Origin of the sequence: Streptomyces sp. enrichment culture, from assembly GCF_964272855.1 — a bacterium.
GTDB lineage: Bacteria > Actinomycetota > Actinomycetes > Streptomycetales > Streptomycetaceae > Streptomyces.
Map to the genome: position 1 here is coordinate 7,571,157 of NZ_OZ186847.1, position 23,749 is coordinate 7,594,905.

At 75.6% G+C, this 23,749-nt stretch carries 11 protein-coding genes; 8 read left to right on the forward strand and 3 right to left on the reverse strand.

What is annotated here, in order from left to right:
* Positions 1 to 12: 12 nt before the first annotated feature.
* The 3 genes from ACSU6L_RS33750 to ACSU6L_RS33760 are packed head-to-tail and all read right to left on the reverse strand — an operon-like array spanning position 13 to position 3,780.
* Positions 13 to 1,092, reverse strand: coding sequence for a FecCD family ABC transporter permease (locus ACSU6L_RS33750; RefSeq protein WP_437063033.1), 1,080 nt, complete (start codon positions 1,090 to 1,092; stop codon positions 13 to 15).
* Positions 1,089 to 2,159 (reverse strand): FecCD family ABC transporter permease, encoded by a 1,071-nt coding sequence (locus ACSU6L_RS33755; protein WP_437063035.1) that lies wholly within the window; start codon positions 2,157 to 2,159, stop codon positions 1,089 to 1,091. The genes ACSU6L_RS33750 and ACSU6L_RS33755 overlap by 4 nt, the downstream gene beginning before the upstream one ends.
* Positions 2,149 to 3,780 carry a (2,3-dihydroxybenzoyl)adenylate synthase gene (locus ACSU6L_RS33760; RefSeq protein WP_437063037.1) on the reverse strand — a complete coding sequence of 544 codons (1,632 nt, stop codon included), beginning with the start codon at positions 3,778 to 3,780 and terminating at the stop codon, positions 2,149 to 2,151. The genes ACSU6L_RS33755 and ACSU6L_RS33760 overlap by 11 nt, the downstream gene beginning before the upstream one ends.
* 171 nt (positions 3,781 to 3,951) lie before the next feature.
* Between ACSU6L_RS33760 and ACSU6L_RS33765 the strand changes: the two genes are divergently transcribed.
* Genes ACSU6L_RS33765 through ACSU6L_RS33800 form a run of 8 tightly spaced genes read left to right on the forward strand, consistent with a single transcriptional unit; the run spans position 3,952 to position 23,745 of the window.
* On the forward strand, positions 3,952 to 5,274 hold the full coding sequence (locus ACSU6L_RS33765) for a salicylate synthase (protein ID WP_437063039.1): 1,323 nt from the start codon (positions 3,952 to 3,954) through the stop codon (positions 5,272 to 5,274).
* Between the two features lie 9 nt (positions 5,275 to 5,283).
* Positions 5,284 to 6,567 (forward strand): enterobactin transporter EntS, encoded by a 1,284-nt coding sequence (entS, locus tag ACSU6L_RS33770; protein ID WP_437063041.1) that lies wholly within the window; start codon positions 5,284 to 5,286, stop codon positions 6,565 to 6,567.
* Between the two features lie 27 nt (positions 6,568 to 6,594).
* A complete protein-coding gene (locus ACSU6L_RS33775) occupies positions 6,595 to 7,407 on the forward strand; it encodes an alpha/beta fold hydrolase (RefSeq protein ID WP_437063043.1) in 813 nt (270 codons plus the stop codon).
* Between the two features lie 36 nt (positions 7,408 to 7,443).
* The gene (gene panD, locus ACSU6L_RS33780) at positions 7,444 to 7,893 is read left to right on the forward strand and encodes an aspartate 1-decarboxylase (RefSeq protein ID WP_437063045.1); all 450 of its coding nucleotides are present in this window, start codon (positions 7,444 to 7,446) and stop codon (positions 7,891 to 7,893) included.
* Between the two features lie 3 nt (positions 7,894 to 7,896).
* Positions 7,897 to 8,115 carry an MbtH family protein gene (locus ACSU6L_RS33785; RefSeq protein WP_073945061.1) on the forward strand — a complete coding sequence of 73 codons (219 nt, stop codon included), beginning with the start codon at positions 7,897 to 7,899 and terminating at the stop codon, positions 8,113 to 8,115.
* Positions 8,115 to 11,291, forward strand: coding sequence for an amino acid adenylation domain-containing protein (locus tag ACSU6L_RS33790; RefSeq protein ID WP_437063048.1), 3,177 nt, complete (start codon positions 8,115 to 8,117; stop codon positions 11,289 to 11,291). Before ACSU6L_RS33785 ends, ACSU6L_RS33790 begins: the two co-directional genes overlap by 1 nt.
* Positions 11,288 to 15,865: an amino acid adenylation domain-containing protein gene (locus ACSU6L_RS33795; protein ID WP_437063050.1), complete on the forward strand. Its 4,578-nt coding sequence runs from the start codon at positions 11,288 to 11,290 to the stop codon at positions 15,863 to 15,865. The genes ACSU6L_RS33790 and ACSU6L_RS33795 overlap by 4 nt, the downstream gene beginning before the upstream one ends.
* The gene (locus ACSU6L_RS33800) at positions 15,862 to 23,745 is read left to right on the forward strand and encodes an amino acid adenylation domain-containing protein (protein ID WP_437063052.1); all 7,884 of its coding nucleotides are present in this window, start codon (positions 15,862 to 15,864) and stop codon (positions 23,743 to 23,745) included. Before ACSU6L_RS33795 ends, ACSU6L_RS33800 begins: the two co-directional genes overlap by 4 nt.
* The last annotated feature ends 4 nt before the right edge of the window (positions 23,746 to 23,749 follow it).

Consider the following 23,749-nt stretch of genomic DNA (forward strand, 5'->3'; position numbering starts at 1 on the left):
GGCCGGGTGCGGCTAGATACGGCCCGCCCGCCGCTGCCGGCGCAGCAGCAGGCCCAGATAGAGCCCGCCGATCACCGCGGTCACCACGCCCACCGGCAACTGGGCCGTCTCGTGGATCCGCTGCGCCGCGAAGTCGGCCGTGACGACCAGCAGGGCGCCGGTGCAGGTGGCCGCCGCCAGGTTGGGCCCGGGGGCCCGGGTGAGGCGGCGGGCCAGCTGCGGGGCGATCAGCGCCACGAAGGGGATCGGCCCGGCCGCCGCGGTGGCGACCGCGCAGGCGGCCGTGGCCAGCACCAGCGTCGCCAGCCGGGTCCGCTGCACGGACACCCCGAGGCCGCCCGCCAGGTCGTCGCCCATCTCCAGGACCCGCAGGCCGCCCGCCGCGAGCGCGACCAGCGGCAGGACGAGCAGCAGCCCGATCGCGGCGGGGCGTACGTCGTGCCAGCCGCGGCCGTTGAGGCTGCCGTTGAGCCACACCATGGCCTGCGCGGCGTGCGCGAACCGGGCCTTGGCGAGCAGATACGCGTTGACGCCCTGGAGCAGGGCGCTGACCCCGATGCCGACCAGCACCAGCCGGTAGCCGTGCACGCCGTGCCGCCAGGCCAGGACGTACACCAGGACCGCCGTCGCCAGGCCCCCGCCGACCGCGCCGACCGCGACCTGCCCGCCGCTGCCGCCGGCGACCAGCACGACCAGCAGGCCTCCGGTGGCGGAGCCGTAGGTGAAGCCGACGATGTCCGGGCTGCCCAGCGGATTGCGGGTGAGGCTCTGGAACAGCGCGCCGCTCAGTCCGAGCGCCGCGCCGACGAGGATGCCGGTGAGCAGCCGGGGCAGCCGCAGTTGGCCCACGACGAAGTCGGTGCGCCGGCTGCCGTTGCCGAGCAGGGTGCGCACCACGTCGGCGGGGGAGATGCCGTATTCGCCGGTGCCCAGCGCGAGGACGCCCACTCCGGCGGTGCCGGCCAGCACCAGCACGCAGACGGCCACCGCGCGCACGTCGACGCGCAGCGACAGCCGCTGGGAGCGGCTGCGGACCACCCTGGCCCGTGGGGGCGCGGCCTTGCCGAGGGGCGGGGCCTGAGTCCGCGTCATGCCGTCACCACCCTGCGGTGCCGCACCAGGGCGATGAACACCGGCGCGCCGACGACCGCGGTGACCACTCCGGCGTCCAGTTCGTCGGGGCGTACGGCGATCCGGCCGAGGACGTCAGCGAGCAGCAGCAGGGCGGGGGCCAGCAGCATCGACAGCGGCAGCGTCCAGCGCTGGTCGGCGCCCACGATCAGGCGGGCGATGTGCGGCACCGCGAGCCCGACGAAGACCAGCGGGCCGACCGCCGCGGTCGCCGCGCCGCACAGCAGGGTGACGGCGAGCAGGCCGAGGAAGCGGGTCCGGGTGAGCCGGGCGCCGAGCGCGCGGGCCGTGTCGTCGCCGAGTGCCAGCGCGTTCAGCGGCCGGACCAGGGTCAGCGCCACCATCAGGCCCACCGCGACGAACGGCGTGAGCATGGTCAGCGTCTCGTCGTCGGCCCGGGCGAGCGAGCCCACGCTCCAGAACCGCAGCTGGTCCAGGGCCTGTGCGTCGAGCAGCATCAGCGTCTGGCCGACCCCGGTGAACACGGCGGCGATCACCGCTCCGCCCAGCGCGAGCCGTTCCGGAGTGGCGCCGCCGCGTCCGCCGGAGGCCAGCGAGTACACCAGCAGCCCCGCCACCACGGCTCCGAGCAGCGCGAACCACACCGACGCCCACAGGCTGGTCAGCCCGAGCACCGAGATGGCGCACACCGCGCCGGTGGCGGCGCCCGCGTTGATGCCGAGCAGCCCGGGGTCGGCCAGCGGATTGCGGGTCAGCGCCTGGATGAGGGCCCCGGCGACGCCGAGCGCGGCGCCTGCCGCGACTCCGGCCAGGGTGCGCGGCACCCGGACGTCCCAGACGACGGACGCCGCGGTCGAGCCGTCGTCGTGCAGCAGGGCGTCCCAGACGACGGGGACGGGCAGCGAGCGCGACCCGATCGCGAGGCTGAGCAACGCGGCCGCGAGCAGCAGGAGCAGGGCGCCGAGCACGGCCAGGGTCCGGGCGGGGGCCCGGCGCCGGTGCGGTGGGGCGGGCGGAGCGGGACGGCGTACGTCCGGCTGTTCGGTGCGCGCGGCCTCACCCCCCACTCGCGCCCCCCTCCGCGCGCAGCCGCTCGGCGATCCTGCGGCCGAGCGCCTTCTTGTCGACCTTCCCGACGGAGGTGCGCGGGAAGGCGTCGACGACCTCCAGCCGGTCGGGCGACTTGTAGGCGGCCAGGCCTCGTTCGCGCAGGAACGCGGTCAGCTCCCGCAGGGTGGGCGCCGGGCCGCGCGGGACGACGTACACGCAGGTGCGCTCGCCCATGGCCGGGTCGGGCATGCCGACGGCGGCGGCGTCGTGCACCGCCGGGTGGGCGAGGAGGTGGTTCTCCAGCTCCTCCGCGGAGATCTTGTCGCCGCCCCGGTTGATCTGGTCCTTCTCCCGGCCCTCGACGACCAGATGACCGGTGGGCAGGACCCGCACCAGGTCGCCGGTGCGGTAGTGGCCGTCCGGTGTGAAGGCGCGGGCGTTGTGCTCGGGTGCCCGGTAGTAGCCGCGAAGGGTGTAAGGGCCGCGGGTCAGCAACTCGCCGGTCTCGCCGGGCGGTACGTCGTCGCCGTCGGCGTCGACCACGCGGATCTCGTCGGCGGGGGACAGCGGCCTCCCCTGGGTGTGCCGCACCAACTCGTCCGGGTCGTCCAGCCGCGTGTAGTTGAGCAGGCCCTCCGCCATCCCGAACACCTGCTGGAGGGCGCAGCCGAGGGCGGGGCCGACGCGGGCGGCGGGTTCGGCGCCCAGCTTGGAGCCGCCGACCTGGAGCAGCCGCAGCGACGACAGGTCGGCCTCCTCCCACTCCACCGCGTCCAGCCACAGCAGCGCGATCGGCGGGACCACCGCGGTGACGGTGACCTTCTCCCGCTCGATCAACGCGAAGGCGTCCTCGGGGCTGGGCGTGGGGGAGAGCACCACCGTGCCGCCCGCCAGCAGAGTGCCGAGCAGTCCGGGGCAGGCGAGGGCGAAGTTGTGCGCGGTCGGCAGCACCACCAGGTAGACGGTGGACTCGTCGAAGCCGCAGACCTCGGCGCTGGCCCGCACGTTGTAGGCGTAGTCGTCGTGGGTGCGCGGGATGAGCTTCGGCTTGCCGGTGGTGCCGCCGGAGAGCAGCAGCAGCGCCACGTCGCCGGGGTCGGGCGCGGGCAGCGGCACGGGGTCGGCGTCGACGGCGGACAGCGGGGTGAACTCGGCGGGTTCCCCGGCCACCAGCACGTGCTCGACGGAGGGCACCGCCTTGCGCAGGGCCCGGGCGAGGACGCGGTGGTCGAAGCCGTCGTGCACGTCGGGGATGGCGTAGGCGGTGGCCCCGGCCACCTCGGCGACGTGCGTGATCTCGCTCTCGCGGTGTGCGGGCAGGGTGAGCACGGGGATCGCGCCGGCCCGCAGCAGCGCGAAGAACAGCACCACGAACGCGTCCGTGTTGGGGAGTTGGACGACCACGCGGTCGCCGTCGCCGATGCCCAGCGCCCGCAGTCCGGCGGCCGTGCGGTCGGCGCGCGCGTCGAGTTCGGCGTACGTCCAGCGGTTGCCGCCGGCGTCGACGAGCGCGGTGCTTCCCGGGTCGTGTCCGGCCCGGTCGCGCAGCAGCCGGTCGAGCGGCCGGCCCTGCCAGTGACCCTCGGCGCGGTAGCGCTCGGCCAGTTCCTTCGGCCAGGGGACCCACCCGTCGAGCATGCCCAACTCCCGCCTGCTGTTTAGGAAAGGCTTGCCTACCTAAGTCGCCGGGTCAAGCCTGGAGGGATGTGTGCGAGTCCGCGTCGAACGCGTTCTGGACGCGCCTTCGATGCGGAGGCTAGGCTCCTTGCCGATTAGGTTAGGTTAGCCTAACTCCAGGGAGGTAGGTCCTTGCTGCGTTACCGGTGCGCGGAGACGGAACTGCCGGGAGACCCCGTGCCATGGGCCACGACACTGGCGGAGTCGGGCCTGTTCGACCAGTACGTGATCTACGAACGCGACGGCGACTGCTGGTTCGCCGGAGGAGCGGTCGCCGAGATCGTGGTGAACCGCTCCGAGGTGCGCGCCCGCGTCCTCGCCGCCGAGTCGACGGCACCCGTAGGGCCGTACCCCTTACGCCAGGTCCACCGACTGCTCGGCGAGAGCGGCATCGAGGGCTGGCGGGCGTACGGCTGGATGGCCTACGAGTTCGCCCACCTCCACGCCGGCCGCCCCGACCGCGCCGGCGACGCCGACCTGCTCCATCTGATCGTCCCGCACGCCGAAGTCAGGCTCCGCCGGGGCACGGCCGTCGTCCGCGGCGCCGACCGGGAGACCGTGGACGCCCTGCTCGCGCTGCTCACCGCCCCGCCCGCCGAACGGCCGGTCGCCGCGCCCCGCCCCGTCGACATCACCGAGGGCGCGGCGCACTACCCCGGTCTCGTGGCGCGGGCCGTCGACGAGATCCGCGCCGCCGCGACCGGCCTGCAGAAGGTGATCCTCTCCCGCTCCGTCCCCGTGTCGTTCCCCGTCGACTTCGTCGGCACCTACCTGCACGGCCGCGCCCACAACACCCCCGCCCGCTCCTTCCTGCTGCGTCTCGGCGGCCGCCGGGTCGCCGGATTCAGCCCCGAGACGGTCGTCGAGGTCGGCGCGGACGGGCAGCTTGTCACCCAGCCGCTGGCCGGCACCCGGGCGCGCGGCCTCGGCGAACGGGAGGACGAGCGGCTGCGCGCCGAACTCCTCGCCGACCCCAAGGAGATCTCCGAGCACGTGCTCTCGGTGAAACTCGCCGAGGAGGAACTGGCCACCGTGTGCCGGCCCGGCTCGGTCTCCGTCCGTGAACTGCTCACCGTGCGGCGGCGCGGCAGCGTGCAGCACCTCGGTTCCAGCGTGCACGGCAGGCTGGACGACGACGCCACCTGCTGGGACGCCCTACGCGCGCTGTTCCCGGCCGTGACCGCCTCCGGCATCCCCAAGTCCCAGGCGTACGACTGCATCGCCCGGCTGGAGGACGGGCCGCGCGGCGTCTACAGCGGCGCCGTCCTCATGGCCGCCGACGACGGGGAACTCGACGCGGCGCTCGTCCTGCGCAGTCTGTTCGAACAGGACGGCCGCACCTGGCTGCGCGCCGGCGCCGGCATCCTCGCCGGGTCCACTCCCACGCGTGAACTGGAGGAGACCTGCGAGAAACTGCGCAGCGTCGCCCCGTACGTGGTCCCCGCCGAGGGTTAGGGTCCGGGCGTGCGTCTCGGAGAAGTCGTCGTCGACATCGCGCCGCTGCGGGCCCGCGGCCCCTTCCGACTGGTCTTCGCCACCCAGGCGATCTCCATGGTCGGCACCCATCTCACCTCGGTCGCGGCGAGCGTGCAGATCTACACGCTCACCGGCTCCTCGGTGCGCGTCGGCCTGATGAGCCTGGCCCTCGGGCTGTCCCTGCTGGTCGGTCTGCTCGCGGGCGGTCTGCTCGCGGACCGGGTCGACCGGCGCCGGATCGTGCTGGTCACCCGGGCCGTGACGGCGGTGGTGATCGCCGGTCTGGCGGTCAACGCGGCACTGTCCGAGCCCCAGGTGTGGTTCGTGTACGTGGCGGCCGTGCTCGCGGGCGCGGCGAGCGGCCTCGGCGGGCCCGCCCTGATGGCCGCCACACCGTCCCTGGTGGCGCCCGGCCAACTGGCCGCCGCCGGGGCGCTGATCACGCTCACCGCCCAACTCGGCGCCGTGCTGGGTCCGTCGCTCGCCGGGCTGATCGCGGCGGGCCCGGGCGTCGCGGTGTGCTTCGCCGTCGACGCGGCGGTGTACGTCGTCGGGCTCGCCCTGCTCGCGCCGCTGCCCGCCATGCCGCCGGACCCGGCGGGGGAGCGGCAGCGGCCGATGCGGGCGATGGCGGAGGGCCTGCGCTTCCTGCGCGGCAGCCAGGTGGTGGCCGGGCTGCTGCTGATCGACGTGTGCGCGGTCGTCTTCGCGATGCCGTACGCGCTCTTCCCGGAGCTGGGCACCGAGCACTTCGGCGGCGGCCCGTCCACCGTCGGACTGCTCTACACCGCCCCCGCCGTCGGCTCCCTGTGCGGGGCGCTGACCAGCGGCTGGACCGGCCGGGTGCACCACACCGGGCGGGCCCTGATCGGCGCGGTCGCGCTGTGGGGCGTGGCCGTCACCTGCTTCGGGCTCAGCCCCGGCCTGTGGCTCGCGCTGGCCTTCCTGGCCCTCGCGGGCTTCGGCGACACCGCCTCGGAGATCCTGCGCCGCGCCCTGCTCCAGCACCACACCCCGGACCGGCTCCAGGGCCGGGTCGGCAGCCTGTGGCTCGCCCAGGCGACCGCCGGCCCGTCCGTCGGCAACCTCGAAGCGGGCCTGGTGGCAAGGGCGTTGGGGTCCTCCGCGGGGGCCGCCGTCCTCGGCGGACTGGTCTGCCTGGCGGGGGTGGCGACCCTCGCGGTGGCCATGCCCGGCCTGCGCAGGGCCACCCTCCAGGGACCGCCCGCGACCGAGGACCGGCCGCCGGCGCCCGTCGAGGCCACCGACTGACCAGACCGCCGTACGCCAGGGAGGGGCATGCCGAGCGCACGGATCAACGGAATCCGCCTGCACTACGAGGACACCGGCCAGGGCGATCCGGTGGTCCTGGTGACGGGCCGGGGCGCCGGGGGCCGCTCCTGGCACCTCCACCAGGTGCCCGCGCTGGTCGCGGCCGGGTACCGGACGGTCACCTTCGACAGCCGGGGCGTCCCGCCGACCGACGAGTGCGCGGAGGGCTTCACCATCGGTGACCTGGTCGCCGACACCGCCGGCCTGATCGAGCACCTGGACCTCGCGCCCTGCCGCGTCGTCGGCGTCTCCCTGGGCGCGTACGTCGTCCAGGAGCTGCTGCTGGCCCGGCCCGAACTCGTCCGCCAGGGCGTGCTGATGGCCACCCGGGGCCGCACCGACGCCCTGCGCACCGCCATGGCCGCCGCCGAACGCGCCCTGTACGACGCCGGGGTGGAGCTGCCGCCGGCGTACTCCGCCTGGACGCGTGCCCTGCAGAACCTTTCCCCGGCCACCCTGGACGACGAGCGGCACGTCCAGGACTGGCTGGAGCTCTTCGAGTTCGCGCCCCCGGTCACCGGGCCGGGCGTCCGCGCCCAGTCGGAGCTGTGCGTGCCGGACGGCCGGCTCGCCGCCTACCGGGCCATCACCGTGCCCTGCCTGGTGATCGGTTTCGCCGACGACCTGATCCTGCCGCCGCGCCTGGCCCGCGAGGTCGCCGACGCCATCCCCGGCGCCCGCTACCGGGAGATCGAGGACTGCGGCCACTACGGCTACCTGGAGCGCCCGGCGGAGGTGAACCGGGTGCTGCTGGAGTTCTTCCACACACGCGATGAATGAGGTTAGCCTCACCTAAGTCACACTCAGGGGGTAGTGGTGCAGCGCACCTTGCTCAACGGCAAGATCCACCGAGCCACCGTGACCCAGGCCGACCTGCACTACGTCGGCTCGCTGACGATCGACCGGCACCTCATGGACGCCGCCGACATCGTCGACGGCGAGGCCGTCCAGGTCGTCGACATCGACAACGGCGCCCGCCTGACCACCTACGCCATCCCCGGCGCACCCGGCAGCGGCGTCCTCGGCGTCAACGGCGCGGCCGCCCATCTCATCCGCCCCGGCCACCTGGTCATCGTCATGTCCTTCGCCGTGCTCGACGACACCGAACGCGCCGGCCACCGGCCCCGCGTCGTCCACGTCGACAAGGCCAACCGGATCGTCGCCCTCGGCGCCGACCCGTCCGAACCCGTACCCGGGGCACCCGACCAGTTCCCCGGAACCATCGCCGTACCCCACCGCCGCACCCGCGAGCAGGAGAGGAACTGACCCATGACCAACCCGTTCGACGACGACAACGGCGTCTTCCGCGTCCTGGTCAACGACGAGGGCCAGTACTCCCTGTGGCCGGACTTCGCCCCCGTCCCCGCCGGCTGGACCGGCGTGCACGGCCCCGACAGCCGCACGGCGTGCCTGGACTACGTCGAACGGCACTGGACGGACATGCGGCCGCGCAGCCTCGCCGAGGCCATGCGCCAGGCCGACGCCTGATGGCGGCCCGCCCGGCCGTGGAGGACGTCCTCCCGCTGTCCCCGACGCAGGAGGGCATGGTCTTCCACGCGCTGTACGACCGGCACGCCCGGGACGTCTACACCGGGCAGACGGTCCTCCGCCTCGACGGACCACTCGACCCCGGCCGGCTCCGCACGGCCGCCTCCGCGCTGCTCGACCGGCACGCCAACCTGCGGGCCGCGTTCCGCACCCAGCGGTCCGGGCGCACCGTCCAGGTGATCCCCGGCGCGGTCCGCACCCCGTGGCGGGTCACCGACCTGACCACCCGCCCACCGGACGAACGCCCGCCCGCCCTCGGACGGCTGCTCGCCGAGGACCGCGAGGAGCGGTTCGACCCGGCCCGCCCCCCGCTGCTCCGCTTCCACCTGGTGACCTGCGGCGAGCGCGACCACCGGCTGGTGCTCACCTCCCACCACCTCCTCTGGGACGGCTGGTCCGCGCCCCTCCTGGTGCGCGAGCTGTTCCAGCTGTACGGCTCCGGCGGCGACCCGGCCGCCCTGCCCCGGGTACGGCCCTACCGCGAATACCTGGCCTGGCTCGCCCGCCAGGACCGCGAGGCCGCCCGCACCGCGTGGCGCTCCGCCCTCGCCGGCCTCGACGGACCCACCCTGATCGCCCCCGCCGCCCGCGACCGGCCGCCCGCACCGCCCGAACGGTACGTCGTCACCCTCTCCGAACCGGACACCGCCGCCCTCACCGCCGCCGCCCGCGCCCACAAAGTCACCGTCAGCAGCGTGCTCCAAGGCCTGTGGGCGGTGCTCCTGGCCCGCCGCACCGGCCGTACCGACGTCGTCCTCGGCGCCACCGTCTCCGGCCGTGACGCCGACCTGCCCGGCATCGAGTCGATGGTCGGCCTGTTCATCAACACCCTCCCCGTACGGGTACGGCTGCGCCCCGCCGAACCGCTCGCCGACCTGCTCGCCCGCGTCCAGGCCGAGCAGTCCGCGCTCCTCGACCACCGGCACCTCGGCCTCGCCGACGTCCAGCGCGCCGCCGGACACGACGTCCTCTTCGACACCCTGCTGGTCTTCGAGAGCTATCCGATCGACGAGGAGGGCATCGCCCGCGCCCTCGACGACCTGCGCCTGACGGACGTCTCCGTGCTCGACGCCACCCACTACCCGCTGACCCTCACCGCGCTGCCCGGCCCCCGGCTGACCCTGACCTTCGCGTATCAGCCGGCCCTCCTGGACCGGGCGACGGTGACCGGCTTCGCCGACCGGCTCGTCAGCCTCCTGCGGGAGTTCCCCCACGACCCCGCCCGCCCCGTCGCCCGGCTCACGGCCGGCGAACCCCCGCCTCCCGCCCGGGACACCGCCCGCCCCCTCCCGCACCCCACGGTCCGCGCCCTCTTCGCCGACCAGGCCGCCCGCACCCCGCACGCGCCCGCCGTGCTGCACGGCACCGGCACGCTCACCTTCGCGGAACTCGACGCCCGGTCCGACCGGCTGGCCGCCGCCCTGACCGCCCGCGGCGCCGGACCCGAGTCCGTGGTCGCCGTCGCCCTGCCCCGCCGCCCCGACCTGGTGACCGCCCTCCTCGCGGTCCTCAAGGCCGGCGCGGCCTGCATGCCCGTCGACCCGGCCTACCCGCGGGACCGCGTCGCCCTCATGCTGGACGAGGCCCGCCCCCGCCTGACCGTGTCCGACCCGGCGACGGCCCGACGCCTCGCCCTCGACGCCGACTCGGTGTGCCCGCCCGACGCCATGCCCCCCAATGCCCCCTTACGGCCGCCGCCGCCCCTCTCCCCGGACCACCCCGCCTACGTGCTGTTCACCTCCGGCTCCACCGGCCGCCCCAAAGGCGTCGTCGGCACCCAGCGGGCCCTCGCCAACCGGCTCGCCTGGGGACGGGAGCTGAGCGAGGACGGCGTAAGGCTCTCCAAGAGCCCCCTGAGCTTCGTCGACGGCCTCACCGAACTGCTCGGCGCCCTCGCCGCGGGCGAGCCCGTCGCCCTCGCCGACGACGACCACGCGGGCGACCCGGCCGCCCTCGCCGCGCTGGCCGACCGCCACCGGGTCACCCTCCTCACCGCCGTGCCCACCCTGTACGCCACCCTCGTCGACACCGCCCCACCCGGCGCCTTCGCCTCCGTCCGCACCTGGATATCCAGCGGCGAACCCCTCACCCCCGACCTCGCCGCGGCGATCACCCGGCGCTGGCCCGGCGCCCGCCTGGTCAACCTCTACGGCTGCTCCGAGGCCGCCGGCGACAGCCTCGTCCACGTCTGCGCGGACGGCGACGACCCGGTGCCGCTCGGACACCCCGTCGCCAACACCCGCGCCCACGTCCTCGACCCCTTCCTGCGGCCGGTGCCGGCCGGCGCGACCGGCGAGCTGTACCTCGCCGGGGACGGACTGGCCCGCGGCTACCTCGGCCAACCCGCCCGCACCGCCGAACGGTTCGTCGCCGACCCCTACGGGCCGCCCGGCAGCCGCCTCTACCGCACCGGCGACCTCGCCCGGCCGCGCGCCGACGGCACCCTGGAGTTCCTGGGCCGGGCCGACGACCAGGTGAAGATCCGGGGCTTCCGCGTCGAACCCGGCGAGATCGAGGCCGCCCTGCGGGCCCTGCCCGGGGTGCGCCGGGCCGCGGTGACCGCCCGCGAGGACGGACCGGCCGGGCGGCACCTGGTCGGCTACGCCGTCCCGGAACCCGGCCGCGCCCCCGACCCGGCCGGCCTGCGCCGGGCGCTCGCCGAGCGGCTGCCCGGCCACCTCGTACCGTCCGCCGTCGTCGTCCTCGACGCCCTCCCGCTCACCCCCAGCGGCAAGGTCGACCGGCGCGCCCTGCCCGCCCCCGACCTCACCCGCGGCAGCGTCCCCGACCCGCCGCGCACCGCGGCGGAGAAGGCGCTGTGCGCACTGTTCGCCGAGGTGCTGGGGCTCGAACGGGTCGGCGTCCACGACGACTTCTTCACCCTCGGCGGCGACAGCATCGTCTCCGTCCGGCTCGCCGACCGCGCCCGCCGCGCGGGGCTCGCCCTCACCCCGCGCGACGTCTTCACCCGCCGCACCCCCGCGGCCCTCGCCCGCACCGCCGCCACCCCCGAAGGCGGGCCCGCCCCCGAGGAGTTCACCGCGACCGGCACACCGCTGGTCTCGCTCAGTCCGTCCCAGCTCGACAAGGTCAAGGCGAGGTGGAGGAACCGATGAGCACGCAGCCCGCCGCCCCCGAGGACGACGGCTCCCTCGTCGAGGACGTCCTGCCGCTGTCCCCGCTGCAACAGGGCCTGCTCTTCCACGCCCTGTTCGACGAGGGCGCCCAGGACGTCTACACCATGCGCACCCTGGTGGAGCTCGAAGGCCCGCTGGACCCCGCCGCGCTGCGCGCCGCCGCCGAGGAACTGTTCGCCCGGCACGCCAACCTGCGCGGCGCCTTCCTCCACGAGGACGTCGACGAACCGGTGCAGGTGGTGCTCAAACAGGTCCCCGTCCACTGGACCGAGACCGACCTCACCACCGCCGACGAAGCCACCCGCGAGGCGGCCGTCACCGCCGGCACCGACACCCGCTTCGACCTCACCGACCCGCCCCTGCTGCGCTTCACCCTGGCCCGCCTCGGCACCGACCGCCGGCTGCTCGTCGTCACCAACCACCATCTGCTCCTCGACGGCTGGTCCGTCCCGCTGCTGGTACGCGAACTCCTCCAGCTGTACGCCGCCCGGCTCGACCCCGGCCGGGCCGCACCGCCGCCCGCCGTCCGGCCGTACCGCGACTTCCTCGCCTGGCTGGCCGCCCGCGACCGGGAGGCCGCCGCGGACGCCTGGCGCGACGCCCTGGCCGGGGCGGCCCCCACCCTGCTGGCGCCGACGCCCGCCGGACTCCTGCCGGTGCCGCCCGAGCTGCACACCCTGCGGCTCGGCGAGGAGACGACCCGGGCGCTCGGGGAGTCGGCGCGCGCCCACGGTGTCACCGTCAACACCGTCGTGCAGGGCCTGTGGGCGCTGCTCCTGGCCCGGCTCACCGGCCGGGACGACGTGGTGTTCGGCGCCACCGTCGCCGGGCGGCCCGCCGAACTCGCCGGCGCCGAGTCGATGATCGGCCTGTTCATCAACACCGTGCCCGTACGGGTGACCCTGCCGCCGGGCGAGCGGGCCGGCGACTTCCTGCGCCGCCTCCAGGACGAGCAGGCCCGGCTGATGGACCACCAGTACCTCGGTCTCACCGAGATCCAGCGGCTCGCCGGCGCCGGAGACCTCTTCGACACGCTGATGGTCTTCGAGAACTACCCGGTCGACCAGGCCGCCGTCGCCCGCGCCGAGGCGGCCTCCGGACTGCGGATCGTGGACGTCACCGGCTCCGGCGCCACCCACTACCCGCTCACCCTGGCCGTCCTGGACGAACGACGGATCGGCGTCGTCTTCGAGTTCCGCCCCGACTGCTACGACCGCCGCACGGTCGAGCGGCTGGCCGCCCGCTTCGAACGGCTCCTCCACGCGCTGCTCGCGGACCCCGACGCGCCGCTCGCCGCACTGGACGCCCTCGAACCCGCGGAACGGGCCGCGCTGCTGGCGGCGGGAGAGCGACCGCCGTTGCCGGTGCCGCGGCCCACGCTGCCCGAGGTGTTCCAGGCGCAGGCCGCCCGAACACCCGACGCCGTCGCCGTGGTGGGCGCCGGCCGGCGGCTCACGTTCACCGAGCTGAACGCCGAGGCCAACCGGCTGGCCCGGCTGCTGACCGAGGCCGGGGCCGGACCGGAACGCGTCGTCGCCTTCGCGCTGCCACCGACCCCGGACACGCTCGTGGCCCTGCTCGCCGTCCAGAAGGCGGGCGCCGCCTACCTGCCGCTCGACCCGGCCTGGCCCGCCGAACGGATCGCCGGGATCCTCGACGACACCCGTCCGGTCGCCCTGCTCGCCACGACGGCCACCCGGCCCCGCCTCGACGGCGTCCGCACGCTGCTCCTCGACGACCCCGGGACCCGGCGCCGCCTCGCCGACGCCGACCCCACCGACCCCGCCCGGCCCCCGCACCCCGAACACCCCGCCTATGTCATCCACACCTCCGGCTCCACCGGCCGCCCCAAGGCCGTCGTGGTCCCGCACCGGGCCATCGTCAACCTCTTCGCGGCCCACAGCGCCGCCCTGTTCACGCCCGCCTCGACCGCCGTCGGCGGGCGCCCGCTGCGCGTCGGGCACGCCTGGCCCATCTCCTTCGACGCCTCCTGGCAGCCCATGCTGTGGATGTTCGCCGGGCACGAACTGCACCTGGTGCCCGACGAGGTGCGCCGCGACCCCGACGCGCTGCGCGGCTTCCTCGCCGAGCACCGCATCGAGTTCATCGAACTCTCGCCGTCCCTCGTCGGCGAGCTGGTCACCCGCGACGGCTGGCACGCCGAGCTGAAAGTGCTCGGTGTCGGCGGCGAGGCCGTACCGCCCGACCTGTGGCGCACCCTGCGCGCCACCGAAGGCCTGACCGTGCACAACCTGTACGGCCCCACCGAGTGCACCGTCGACTCCGCCGACTGCGACCTCGCCCGCACCGACCGCCCCGCCATCGGCCGCCCCGTCGCGGGCGCCCGCCTCCACGTCCTCGACGGCCACCTCAACCCCGTGCCCACCGGCGTCGACGGCGAGCTGTACATCGCGGGGGAGGGCCTGGCCCGCGGCTACCTGGGCCGCCCCGGCGCCACCGCGAGCCGGTTCGTCGCCGACCCGTTCTCCGGCCGCCCCGGCGCCCGCATGTACCGCACCGGCGACATCGCCCGCTGGACACCGGACGGTCTGATCGAGTGCCTGGGCCGGACCGACGACCAGGTGAAGATCCGCGGCTACCGGATCGAACCCGGCGAGACCGAGGCGGTACTGCTCGGACACGACCTGGTGGAACGCGCCGCCGTGGTCGTCCGCGAGGACACCCCCGGCGTCCGCCGCCTCGTCGCCTACGTCGTCCCGGCCCCCTCGGCGCCTCCCGCCGCGCGGACCGCCGAGCTGCTGCGCCGGGCCGCCGCCAGCGTGCTGCCCGACTACCTGGTGCCGTCCGCGATCGTGCCGGTCGACGGCTTCCCGCTCACCCGCAACGGCAAGCTGGACACCGCCGCGCTGCCCGCCCCCGCCCGCACCTCGGGCCCGGCCGCGCAGCCGCCCCGCACCGCCACCGAGCGGCGGCTCGCCGACCTGTTCGCCGCCGTGCTGGGGCTGGACGGCCTCGGCGTGCACGACGACTTCTTCACCCTCGGCGGCGACAGCATCGTCTCCATGCGGCTGGTCGCCCAGGCCCGCGCCGCCGGGCTGACGCTGTCCCCGCGCGACGTGTTCGAACGGCGGACGGTGGCACGGCTCGCCGAACGGGTGGACACCGTCCGGAACGCCCCAGCCCGGCACGCTGCCGCCCGGACCGGCGCGACCGGCACCGGGGACATCCCGCTCACCCCCGCCCTCGCCCGCCTCGTCGCACGCGGCACCCCGCTGCGCGGCCTCGCCCAGGCCCGCTTCCTGCGCACCCCGCCCGGCATGGACCTGGACGGCCTGCACCGCACCGTGCAGGCCGTCCTGGACCGGCACGAGCTGCTGCGGGCCCGCCTGCTCCGGGACCCGGACGGCACCTGGCGGCTGCACGCCGCACCCGTGGGCGCCGTACGCGCCGCCGACCGCGTACAGCGCACCGACGCCGCGCACCTGGACCACACGGCGATGGCCGCCCTGGTGCCCGGCGCCCTCGACGAACTGGCCGCCGCACTGGACCCGTTGACGGGAACCGTGGCCCGCCTCCGCTGGTTCGACGCGGGCCCGCACCGTGAGGGACGGCTGCTCGTCGCGCTCCACCAGACCGTCACGGACCCGGCGTCCTGGGGCGTCCTCACCGCCGACCTCGCCGCCGCCTGGCAGGGCACCGAACTCCCGCCCCCGGTCACCTCCTTCGCGGAGTGGGCGACGTTCTCGCACGCCGAGGCCCGGCGCCGGACGCCGGAACTCCCGCTCTGGGAGGACATCCTCGGCCGTCCCGAACCTCCCCTCGGCGCCCTCCCGCCGGACCCCGCGCTCGACACCCGGGCCACCCTGCGCCGCCACACCATCACCCTCGGCCCGGACATCACCGTCCCGCTGACCCGCCACTCCGTGCGGGACGTCCTGCTGACCGCGCTGGCCCTCGCCGTCCCCACCCACGGCGGCTCCCTGCTCGTCGAGCTGGCCTCGCACGGCCGCGCCGACCACCTCCTGCCCGGCGCCGACCTCTCCGGCACCGTCGGCTGCTTCACCAGCACCCATCCCATCCGTCTCGACCCCGGCGCCCCGCCCGGCACCGACCAGGTGCGGCGCGTCCACGACCAGCTCGCCGCCCTGCCCGACCAGGGCCTCGGCCACGGCCTGCTGCGCCACCTCGACCCCGGTGCCGCCGCCCGCCGCCTCGCCGAACTCCCCGAACCGCAGATCGAGTTCGGCTACCTCGGCCGGATGACCCTCGGGGAACGCCCGGACCGGACGGACGCCCTGTTCACCAGCGCACCCGAGACCGGCGCCGCGGGCGGCACCGCCGACCCCCGCACACCGGTCACCCATGCCCTCGCCGTCGACGCGGTCCTCCTCGACGGCCGCGACCCGGCGGGCCCGGTCCTGGAGGTGGGCTGGCAGTGGCCCGGCCGCCTCTTCACCGAGGCCGACGTCCACCGGCTCGCCGGGTTGTGGGCGGCGACGCTCGACCTGCTGCTGAAAGAGCTGCCGCTCGAAGTCCGGCCGCTCGAAGTCCGGCCGCTGAACGACCAGTCGCGGAAAGGCGGAGACCAGTGACGCGGACACCTGACGCGGCCGACCTCGCGGCCCGCAAGCGGGAACTGCTGCGCCGCCGGCTGGAGAGCGCCGGCCTGGCGAACACGCCCGCCCGCTCCGAGCACATCCCGCGCCGCCCGGCCGACGCGGGCCCGCTGCCGCTGTCGTACGTCCAGTCGAGGATGTGGCTGCTCCAGCAGCTCGACCCGGACAGCCCGGCGTACAACGTCTGCCTCGCCATCCGGCTGCGCGGGCCGCTGGACGCGGGCGCGCTGCGGACCGCCCTGCGGGGCCTCGCCGACCGGCACGAGGTGCTGCGCACCCGCTACCCGGCCGGCTCCGACGGCACGCCCGAGCAGGTCGTCGACCCGGTGACGGAGGCGGTCTGGGAGACGGCCGATCTGGGCGGGCTCGGCGCCGAGGAGCAGGACCGGCGCGCCGACGACCTGGCCCGCGCCGCCTCGGCGACCCCCTTCGACCTCGCCGCCCACCACCCGCTGCGCGCCCTGCTGATACGACGCACACCCGAGGACCACACGCTCGTCCTGACGGTGCACCACATAGCCTGGGACGGCGGCACGTTCAACGCCCTCTCCCGCGACCTCGGCGCCCTGTACCGCGCCGCGCTCACCGGGGCGCCGTCCGGCCTACCCCCGCTGCCCCTCCAGTACGCCGACTACGCGCTGTGGCAGCGCGAGACCTGGACCGACGCGCGGCTCGCCCCGCACCTCGACCACTGGCGTGCCCACCTGGTCCCGCCGCCCGCCCCGCTCGCCCTGCCCGTCGACGCGCCGCGCGAGGCCCGGCCCACCGCGCGGGGCGGCCGCCGCCACCACACCTTCGCCCCCGACGTCACCGACCGGCTCACCGCGTTCGCCCGCACCGCCGGAGCCACCCCGTTCATGGTGCTGTTCGCCGCGCTGGCGGCCCTGCTGCACCGCACCACCGGCGCCACCGACATCCCGATCGGCTCGGCCGTCATGCACCGCGACCTCGCCGGACTGGACCAGCTGGTCGGCAACTTCGGCAACACCCTCGCCCTGCGCGCCGACCTCGAAGGCGACCCGGATCTCGCCGAACTCGTCGAACGGGTACGGCGGGTGTGCACCGACGGCTACACCCACCAGGACATGCCCTTCGACAGGCTCGTCGAGGAACTGCGCCCGCCCCGGCAGCCCGGCCGGGCCGTCTGGTTCGACGTCATGCTGCTCTTCCTCACCCAGGGCCTCGAAGGTCCGGACCTGCCCGGCGTCCACGCCGAGTGGGAGACGGTCCACAACGACACCACCCAGTTCGACCTCTCCCTGGAGGCGTTCCTCACCGGCGGCCGGCTGCGCGTCGAGGCCACCCACCGCGACGGCCTGTTCACCCCGGACACCGTCGACCGCCTCCTGCGCCGGCTGGAGACCCTGCTCGCCGCGGCGCTCGCCGACCCCGCGCTCCCGGTGTCCCGGCTGCCGCTGACGTCGGACGACGAGGAGGACCGCGTCCTGCGCGAGTGGAACGCCACCGACCGCCCCGTCCCCGCCGTCACCCTCACCGACCTCCTCACCCGGCAGGCCGCCCGCACCCCGACCGCCGTCGCCCTGGCCACCGACACCACCCCGAACGCCTGCGACTACGCGGGCCTGCACGCCCGCGCCGACCGGCTCGCCCGGCTGCTCACCGCGCACGGCGTCGGCCCCGAGCGACGGGTCGGCGTGGCCCTGGAACGCGGCCCCGACCTGGTGGTGGCCCTGCTCGCCGTGCTGAAGGCGGGCGGCGCCTACGTGCCCCTGGACCCCGCCCACCCCGCCGAACGGCTGGCGCTGCTCATCGAGGACACGGCCCCCGCCCTGATCATCACCACCGGCGGCCACCCGATCCCCGCAGCGGCCCCGGCGCCGCTGCTGCTGCTCCTCGACGACCCCGGCACCCGACGACGCCTCGCCGACGCGGACCCCACCGACCTCCACCCGCCCCTGCGGCCGGAACACCCCGCCTACGTCATCCACACCTCCGGCTCCACCGGCCGCCCCAAAGGGGTCGTCGTCCCGCACGCCGCGATCGTCAACCGGCTGCTGTGGATGCAGGAGACGTACCGGCTCGGCCGCGAGGACCGCGTCCTGCAGAAGACCCCGGCCGGATTCGACGTCTCCGTCTGGGAGTTCTTCTGGCCGCTGATCACCGGGGCCACGCTCGTCCTCGCCCGCCCCGACGGCCACCGCGACCCCGCCCACCTCGCCGAGCTGATCCACGCCCGCCGCGTCACCACCGCCCACTTCGTGCCCTCGATGCTGCGGGCCTTCCTCGACGACCCCGCCGCCGCCCGCGCCCGTGGCGTCCTGCGCCGCGTGATCTGCAGCGGCGAGGCCCTCCCCGCCGAACTCGCCGAACGCTGCACCCGGCTCCTGCACGGCACCGAGGTGCACAACCTGTACGGGCCCACCGAGGCCGCCGTCGACGTCACCGCCTGGCCGTGCGCCGAGGGCACCCGCTCGCCGGGCGGCTCGGTGCCCATCGGCCGCCCGGTGTGGAACACCCGCACCCTCGTCCTCGACGACCTGCTGCGCCCCGTCCCGCCCGGCGTGCCGGGAGAGCTGTACCTGGGCGGCGTCCAGCTCGCCCGCGGCTACCTCGGCCGGCCCGCGCTGACCGCCGAACGGTTCGTCGCCGACCCCTACGGCCCGCCCGGCGCCCGCCTCTACCGCACCGGCGACCTGGTGCGCTGGAGCGGCCGGGGCACGCTGGAGTTCCTGGGCCGCACCGACGACCAGGTGAAGATCCGCGGGACACGGGTCGAGCCGGGCGAGACGGAGGCCGCCGTGGCCGCCCTGCCCGGCGTCTCCCAGGCCGCCGTCACCGTCAGCCGGGACCAGGACGGGCAGCCCCGGCTGGTGGCCTACGCCGTCCCGCTGCCCGGCGCCCGGCCCGCCCCCGCGGACCTGCGGCAGCGCCTCGCGGCGACGCTCCCGGACGCCCTCGTGCCCGCGGCCGTCGTACTCCTCGACACCCTGCCGCTCACCCCGAACGGCAAACTCGACCGCCGTGCGCTGCCCGCCCCCGACCTCGCGGCCCTCACCACCGCGACCCCGCCCCGCACCGCGGCGGAGGCCGTCCTGTGCGGGCTCTTCGCCGACCTGCTCGGCCTGCCGTCCGCAGGTGTCCACGACGACTTCTTCACCCTCGGCGGCCACTCCCTGCTGGCCACCCGGCTCGTCAACCGGCTGAGCGCCGCGCACGGCGTCACCGTGCCGCTGCGGGCCGTCTTCGACACCCCCACCCCGGCCGCGCTCGCCCCGCTCCTGGACGCCGGCACCCCCGCCCGTGACCGGCCCGCCCTGCGGCCCGCCCCCGTGCGCCCCGACCCCCTCCCCCTGTCCTCCGCGCAGGCCAGGCTCTGGTTCCTGCACCGGCTGGAGGGCCCGAGCCCCACCTACAACATCCCCACCGCCTACCGGCTCACCGGCCCCCTCGACCCCGACGCCCTGCGGGCCGCCCTGAACGACGTCGTGGCCCGGCAGGAGACGCTGCGCACGGTCTACCCCGACGACGACGGCACCCCCCGCCAGCACGTCCTGCCCCCGTCGGACGTGCCCTTCGAGACCGTGCCCGCCGACCCCCGGCGACTGGACGGCCTCCTCCGCGAGGCCGCCGCCCACCCCTTCGCCCTCGACCGCGAACTCCCCGTCCGCGCCACCCTCTACGCCCTCACCCCCGACGACCACGTACTGCTCCTGCTCGTCCACCACATCGCCACCGACGGCTGGTCCGCCGACCCGCTCCTCGCCGACCTGGAGACCGCCTACGCCGCCCGCCGCGCCGGCACCGAGCCCGCCTGGCCGCCGCTCACCGTCCAGTACGCCGACCACACCCTCTGGCAGCGGCGGCTCCCCGACGACGGACTCGAACACTGGACCCGGCGGCTGGCCGGCCTCCCCGAGGAACTCCAGCTCCCCGTGGACCGACCGCGCCCCGCCGTCCACCACCACGCCGCCGACGCCGTCGACTTCACCCTCGACGCCGACGTCCACACCGCCCTGCGCGACCTCGCCGCCGCCGGCGGCGGCACCGTGTTCATGACCCTCCAGGCCGCCGTCGCCGTGCTGCTCGGCCGGCTCGGCGCGGGCGACGACATCCCCCTCGGCACCCCGGTCGCCGGACGCGCCGACCCCGCCCTCGACGACCTGGTCGGCCTCTTCGTCAACACCCTGGTCCTGCGCACCGACCTCTCCGGCGACCCCACCTTCCGCGAACTGCTCGCGAGGGTCCGCGAGACCGACCTGGACGCGTACGCCCACCAGGACGTGCCGTTCGAACGGCTGGTGGACGCCCTGGCACCCGCCCGATCGATGGGCCGCCACCCCCTCTTCCAGGTCATGCTCGCCCACCAGCAGGCGCCCGCCGCGCACCGGGAGTTCGCCGGACTCGGTCTCACCGGGCACCGCGTCGACTTCCACACCGCCAAGACCGACCTCGCCTTCCACCTCTTCGAACACCCGGAGGCGGGCGGCATCGACGGGTCACTGGTGTACAGCACCGCGCTGTACGACCGGGAGAGCGCCGAGGACCTGGCCGAACGGCTGGTCCGGCTCACCGCCGACCTGGCCCGGCACCCCGACCGGCCCGTGCGCGCCGCCGACGTCCTCACCCCGCGCGAGCGCTCCCTGCTGCTCGGCCAGTGGAACGACACCGCCCACCCCGTGCCGTCGACCACCCTCACCGCACTGGTCGAGGAGCAGGCCGCCGCCACCCCGCACCTGACCGCCGTCGAGTACGGCGTGCCGGGCGGCACCCGGCTGACGTACGGCGAACTCGACGCCCGCGCCAACGCCCTCGCCCACCGGCTGATCCGGCTGGGAGTCGGCCCCGAACGCCGGGTCGGCATCCACCTGGAACGGTCGGTGGAGATGGTCGTCGGGCTGCTCGCGGTGCTGAAGGCGGGCGGCGCGTTCGTGCCGCTCGAACCGCACTGGCCCGCCCGCCGGATCGCCGAGGTGTGCCGCGGCGCGGCCCTCACCGCGGTGCTCGGACGCACCGGTGACGCCCTCGGCGCCGACGGTCCGCCCGTCGTCGACGTCGACCTCAGCGGGCCCGTGCCGGACGCCGCCCGCCCGGACGTCGCCGTCGACCCGGAAGGGCTCGCCTACGTCATCCACACCTCCGGCTCCACCGGCGTCCCCAAGGGTGCGATGATCCGGCACCGGGCCATCGCCCACCGGCTGCTGTGGCAGCGCGGACTGCTCGGCTTCGGCACCGGGGACGCGGCCCTGTTCAAGGCGCCGCTCGGCTTCGACATCTCCGTCAACGAGATCTTCCTGCCCCTGGTCAACGGCGGCCGGGTGGTGGTCGCCGAACCCGGCGGCGAACGCGACGTCGACCAGCTGCTCGACACCGTCGAACGGCACCGGGTGACCTTCACCTACCTGGTGTCCTCGATGCTCGACCTGCTGCTGGAACAGGACGGCTTCGCCCGGCGCGCGGCCTCCCTCAAGCACGTGTGGTGCGGCGGCGAGGTCCTCACCCCGGAACTGTTCGCCCGCTTCCGCGCCCTCAGCCCGGCGGTGATGTATCACGGGTACGGTCCCGCCGAGGCCACCATCGGCGTCAGCCACGTCGTCTACCGCACCGGCGCCATCCGCAGCGCCGTCTCCATCGGCCGCCCCAACGGCAACACCCGCCTGTACGTCCTCGACGACCGGCTCCGGCCCACCCCCGTCGGCGTGCCCGGCGAACTGTACGCGGGCGGCGTCTACCTCGGCCGCGGCTATGTGAACGACCCCCGCCGCACCGCCGACCACTTCGTCGCCGACCCGTTCGGCCCGCCGGGGGAGCGGCTGTACCGCACGGGTGACCTGGCCCGCTGGCGACGCGACGGCACCCTGGAGTTCCTGGGCCGCGCCGACCACCAGGTCAAGATCCGCGGCATGCGGGTCGAGCTGGAGGAGATCGAGGCCGTCCTCGAACAGCACCCCGCCGTGCGGCGCGCGGTGGTGGCGCTCCGCCGGGACGCACCGGGCGTCGAACGGCTCACCGGCTACTGCCTGGCACCCCCCGACGCCCTGCCCGCCCTGCGTGACTGGCTGCGCGAACGGCTGCCCGCCCACATGGTGCCCGCCACCCTCACCGCCCTCGACGCCTTCCCGCTGCTGCCCTCCGGCAAGGTGGACCGCGCCCGTCTCCCCGCCCCCGAGGCCCCGCGGTCCGACGCCGGGAGGGCACCCGCGAACGACCGGGAGCGCCGGCTGTGCGAACTGTTCGCGACGGTGCTCGGACGGCCGCACGTCGGCGTGGACGACCACTTCTTCGAGCAGGGCGGCGACAGCATCGTCTCCATCCGGCTGGTCACCCTGGCCCGCAAGTCGGGCATCCCGATCAGCCCGCGCCAGGTCTTCCAGACCCCCACCCCCGCCGGACTCGCCGCGAGCGTGACCGACGCCCCGGAGCCCGCCCCCGCCTCCACATCCGTCGCCGACGATCCGGTCGGCGAGCTGGAGCTGACGCCGGTCATGCGCTGGACGGCCGACCGGGGCCGCCTCGCCCAGGCCGTCCTCCTGGTGACCCCGCCCGACCTCACGGAGGCCGATCTCACCGTCGTACTCCAGACCGTCCTGGACCGGCACGCCATGCTGCGGGCACGACGGGTGGGGGACCGGCTCGTCGTCCCCGGCGAGGGCACCGTACGGGCCGGGGAGCTGCTGAGCCGGGCCGGGCTGTCGGAGGGGGAGCGGGACGCGCGGCTGGCGGACGCGGTCCGGCGCCTCGACCCGTCGGCCGGGCGGATGCTCCAGGCCGTCTGGTGGCCGGACGGGGCACGGCTCCTGCTCGTCGCCGACCACCTGGCCGTCGACGGAGTCTCCTGGCGGATCGTCGGCGCCGACCTCGCCGAGGCCTGGCAGACCGTCAGGGCCGGGGGGCGGCCCCGCCCGGCCCCCGCCGGGACCTCCTTCCGCACCTGGAGCCGCCTGCTGGCCGAGGAGGCCCGCAGCCCCGAGCGGGTGCGTGAACTGCCCTGGTGGACCGGCGTGCTGGAGGGCGCGCGCCCGCTGCTGGACCACACCCCGGACCCGGCCGGCCCGGTCCAGGAGAGCACCCTCGTGCTCCCGCACGACATCACCGCCCCGCTGCTGACGACCGTGTCTGCCGCCTACCACGCCGCCGTGCCCGATGTCCTGCTCACCGCCCTCGCCCTGGCGGCCGCCGCGCGGCGGGAGGAACGCGGCGACCTGGCGGGCCGTTCCCTGCTAGTCGGCGTCGAGAGCCACGGGCGGGCCGAGGAGATCGCAGAGGGCGTGGACCTGTCGGCCACGGTGGGTTGGTTCACCGGCTACCACCCGGTCGCCGTCGACCCCGGCCCGCTGGACCTCGACGAGGCCCTGACCGGCGGCCCGGCCGCGGGCACCGCCCTGAAACGGGTCAAGGAGCAACTGCGTGCCGTCCCCGGCCAGGGCCTCGGCTACGGCCTCCTCCGCCACCTCAACCCAGACACCGCGCCCGTCCTGGAGAAACTGCCGCAGCCCCAGGTGACCTTCAACTACCTCGGCCGGTTCACCGCCTCCGCCGACGCCTCGGGCGAACCCTGGGATCTGGCCCCGGAGGCGCCGATGCTGCGCGTACGCCCGGAACGCGCGGCCGCCGCCCTCGAACTCGACGCCGTGGCCGTCGAGGACCCGACGGGCGTCCGGCTGCACGTCTCGGCCGCCTGGCCCGCCGCCCTCCTCACCGCGGTGGAGGCGGACGGCCTGCTCACGGCCTGGCGGCGGGCGCTGACCGGACTCGTCCGGCACATGCGGACGTCCCCCGGGGGCGGCCTCACCCCCTCGGACCTCCCCCTGGTCGAGGTGACCCAGGAGGACCTGGACGACTTCGCGCACGCCTTCGACGACCTCGGCATCCACCCCGGCGAGCACGACGACTTCTGAAGCA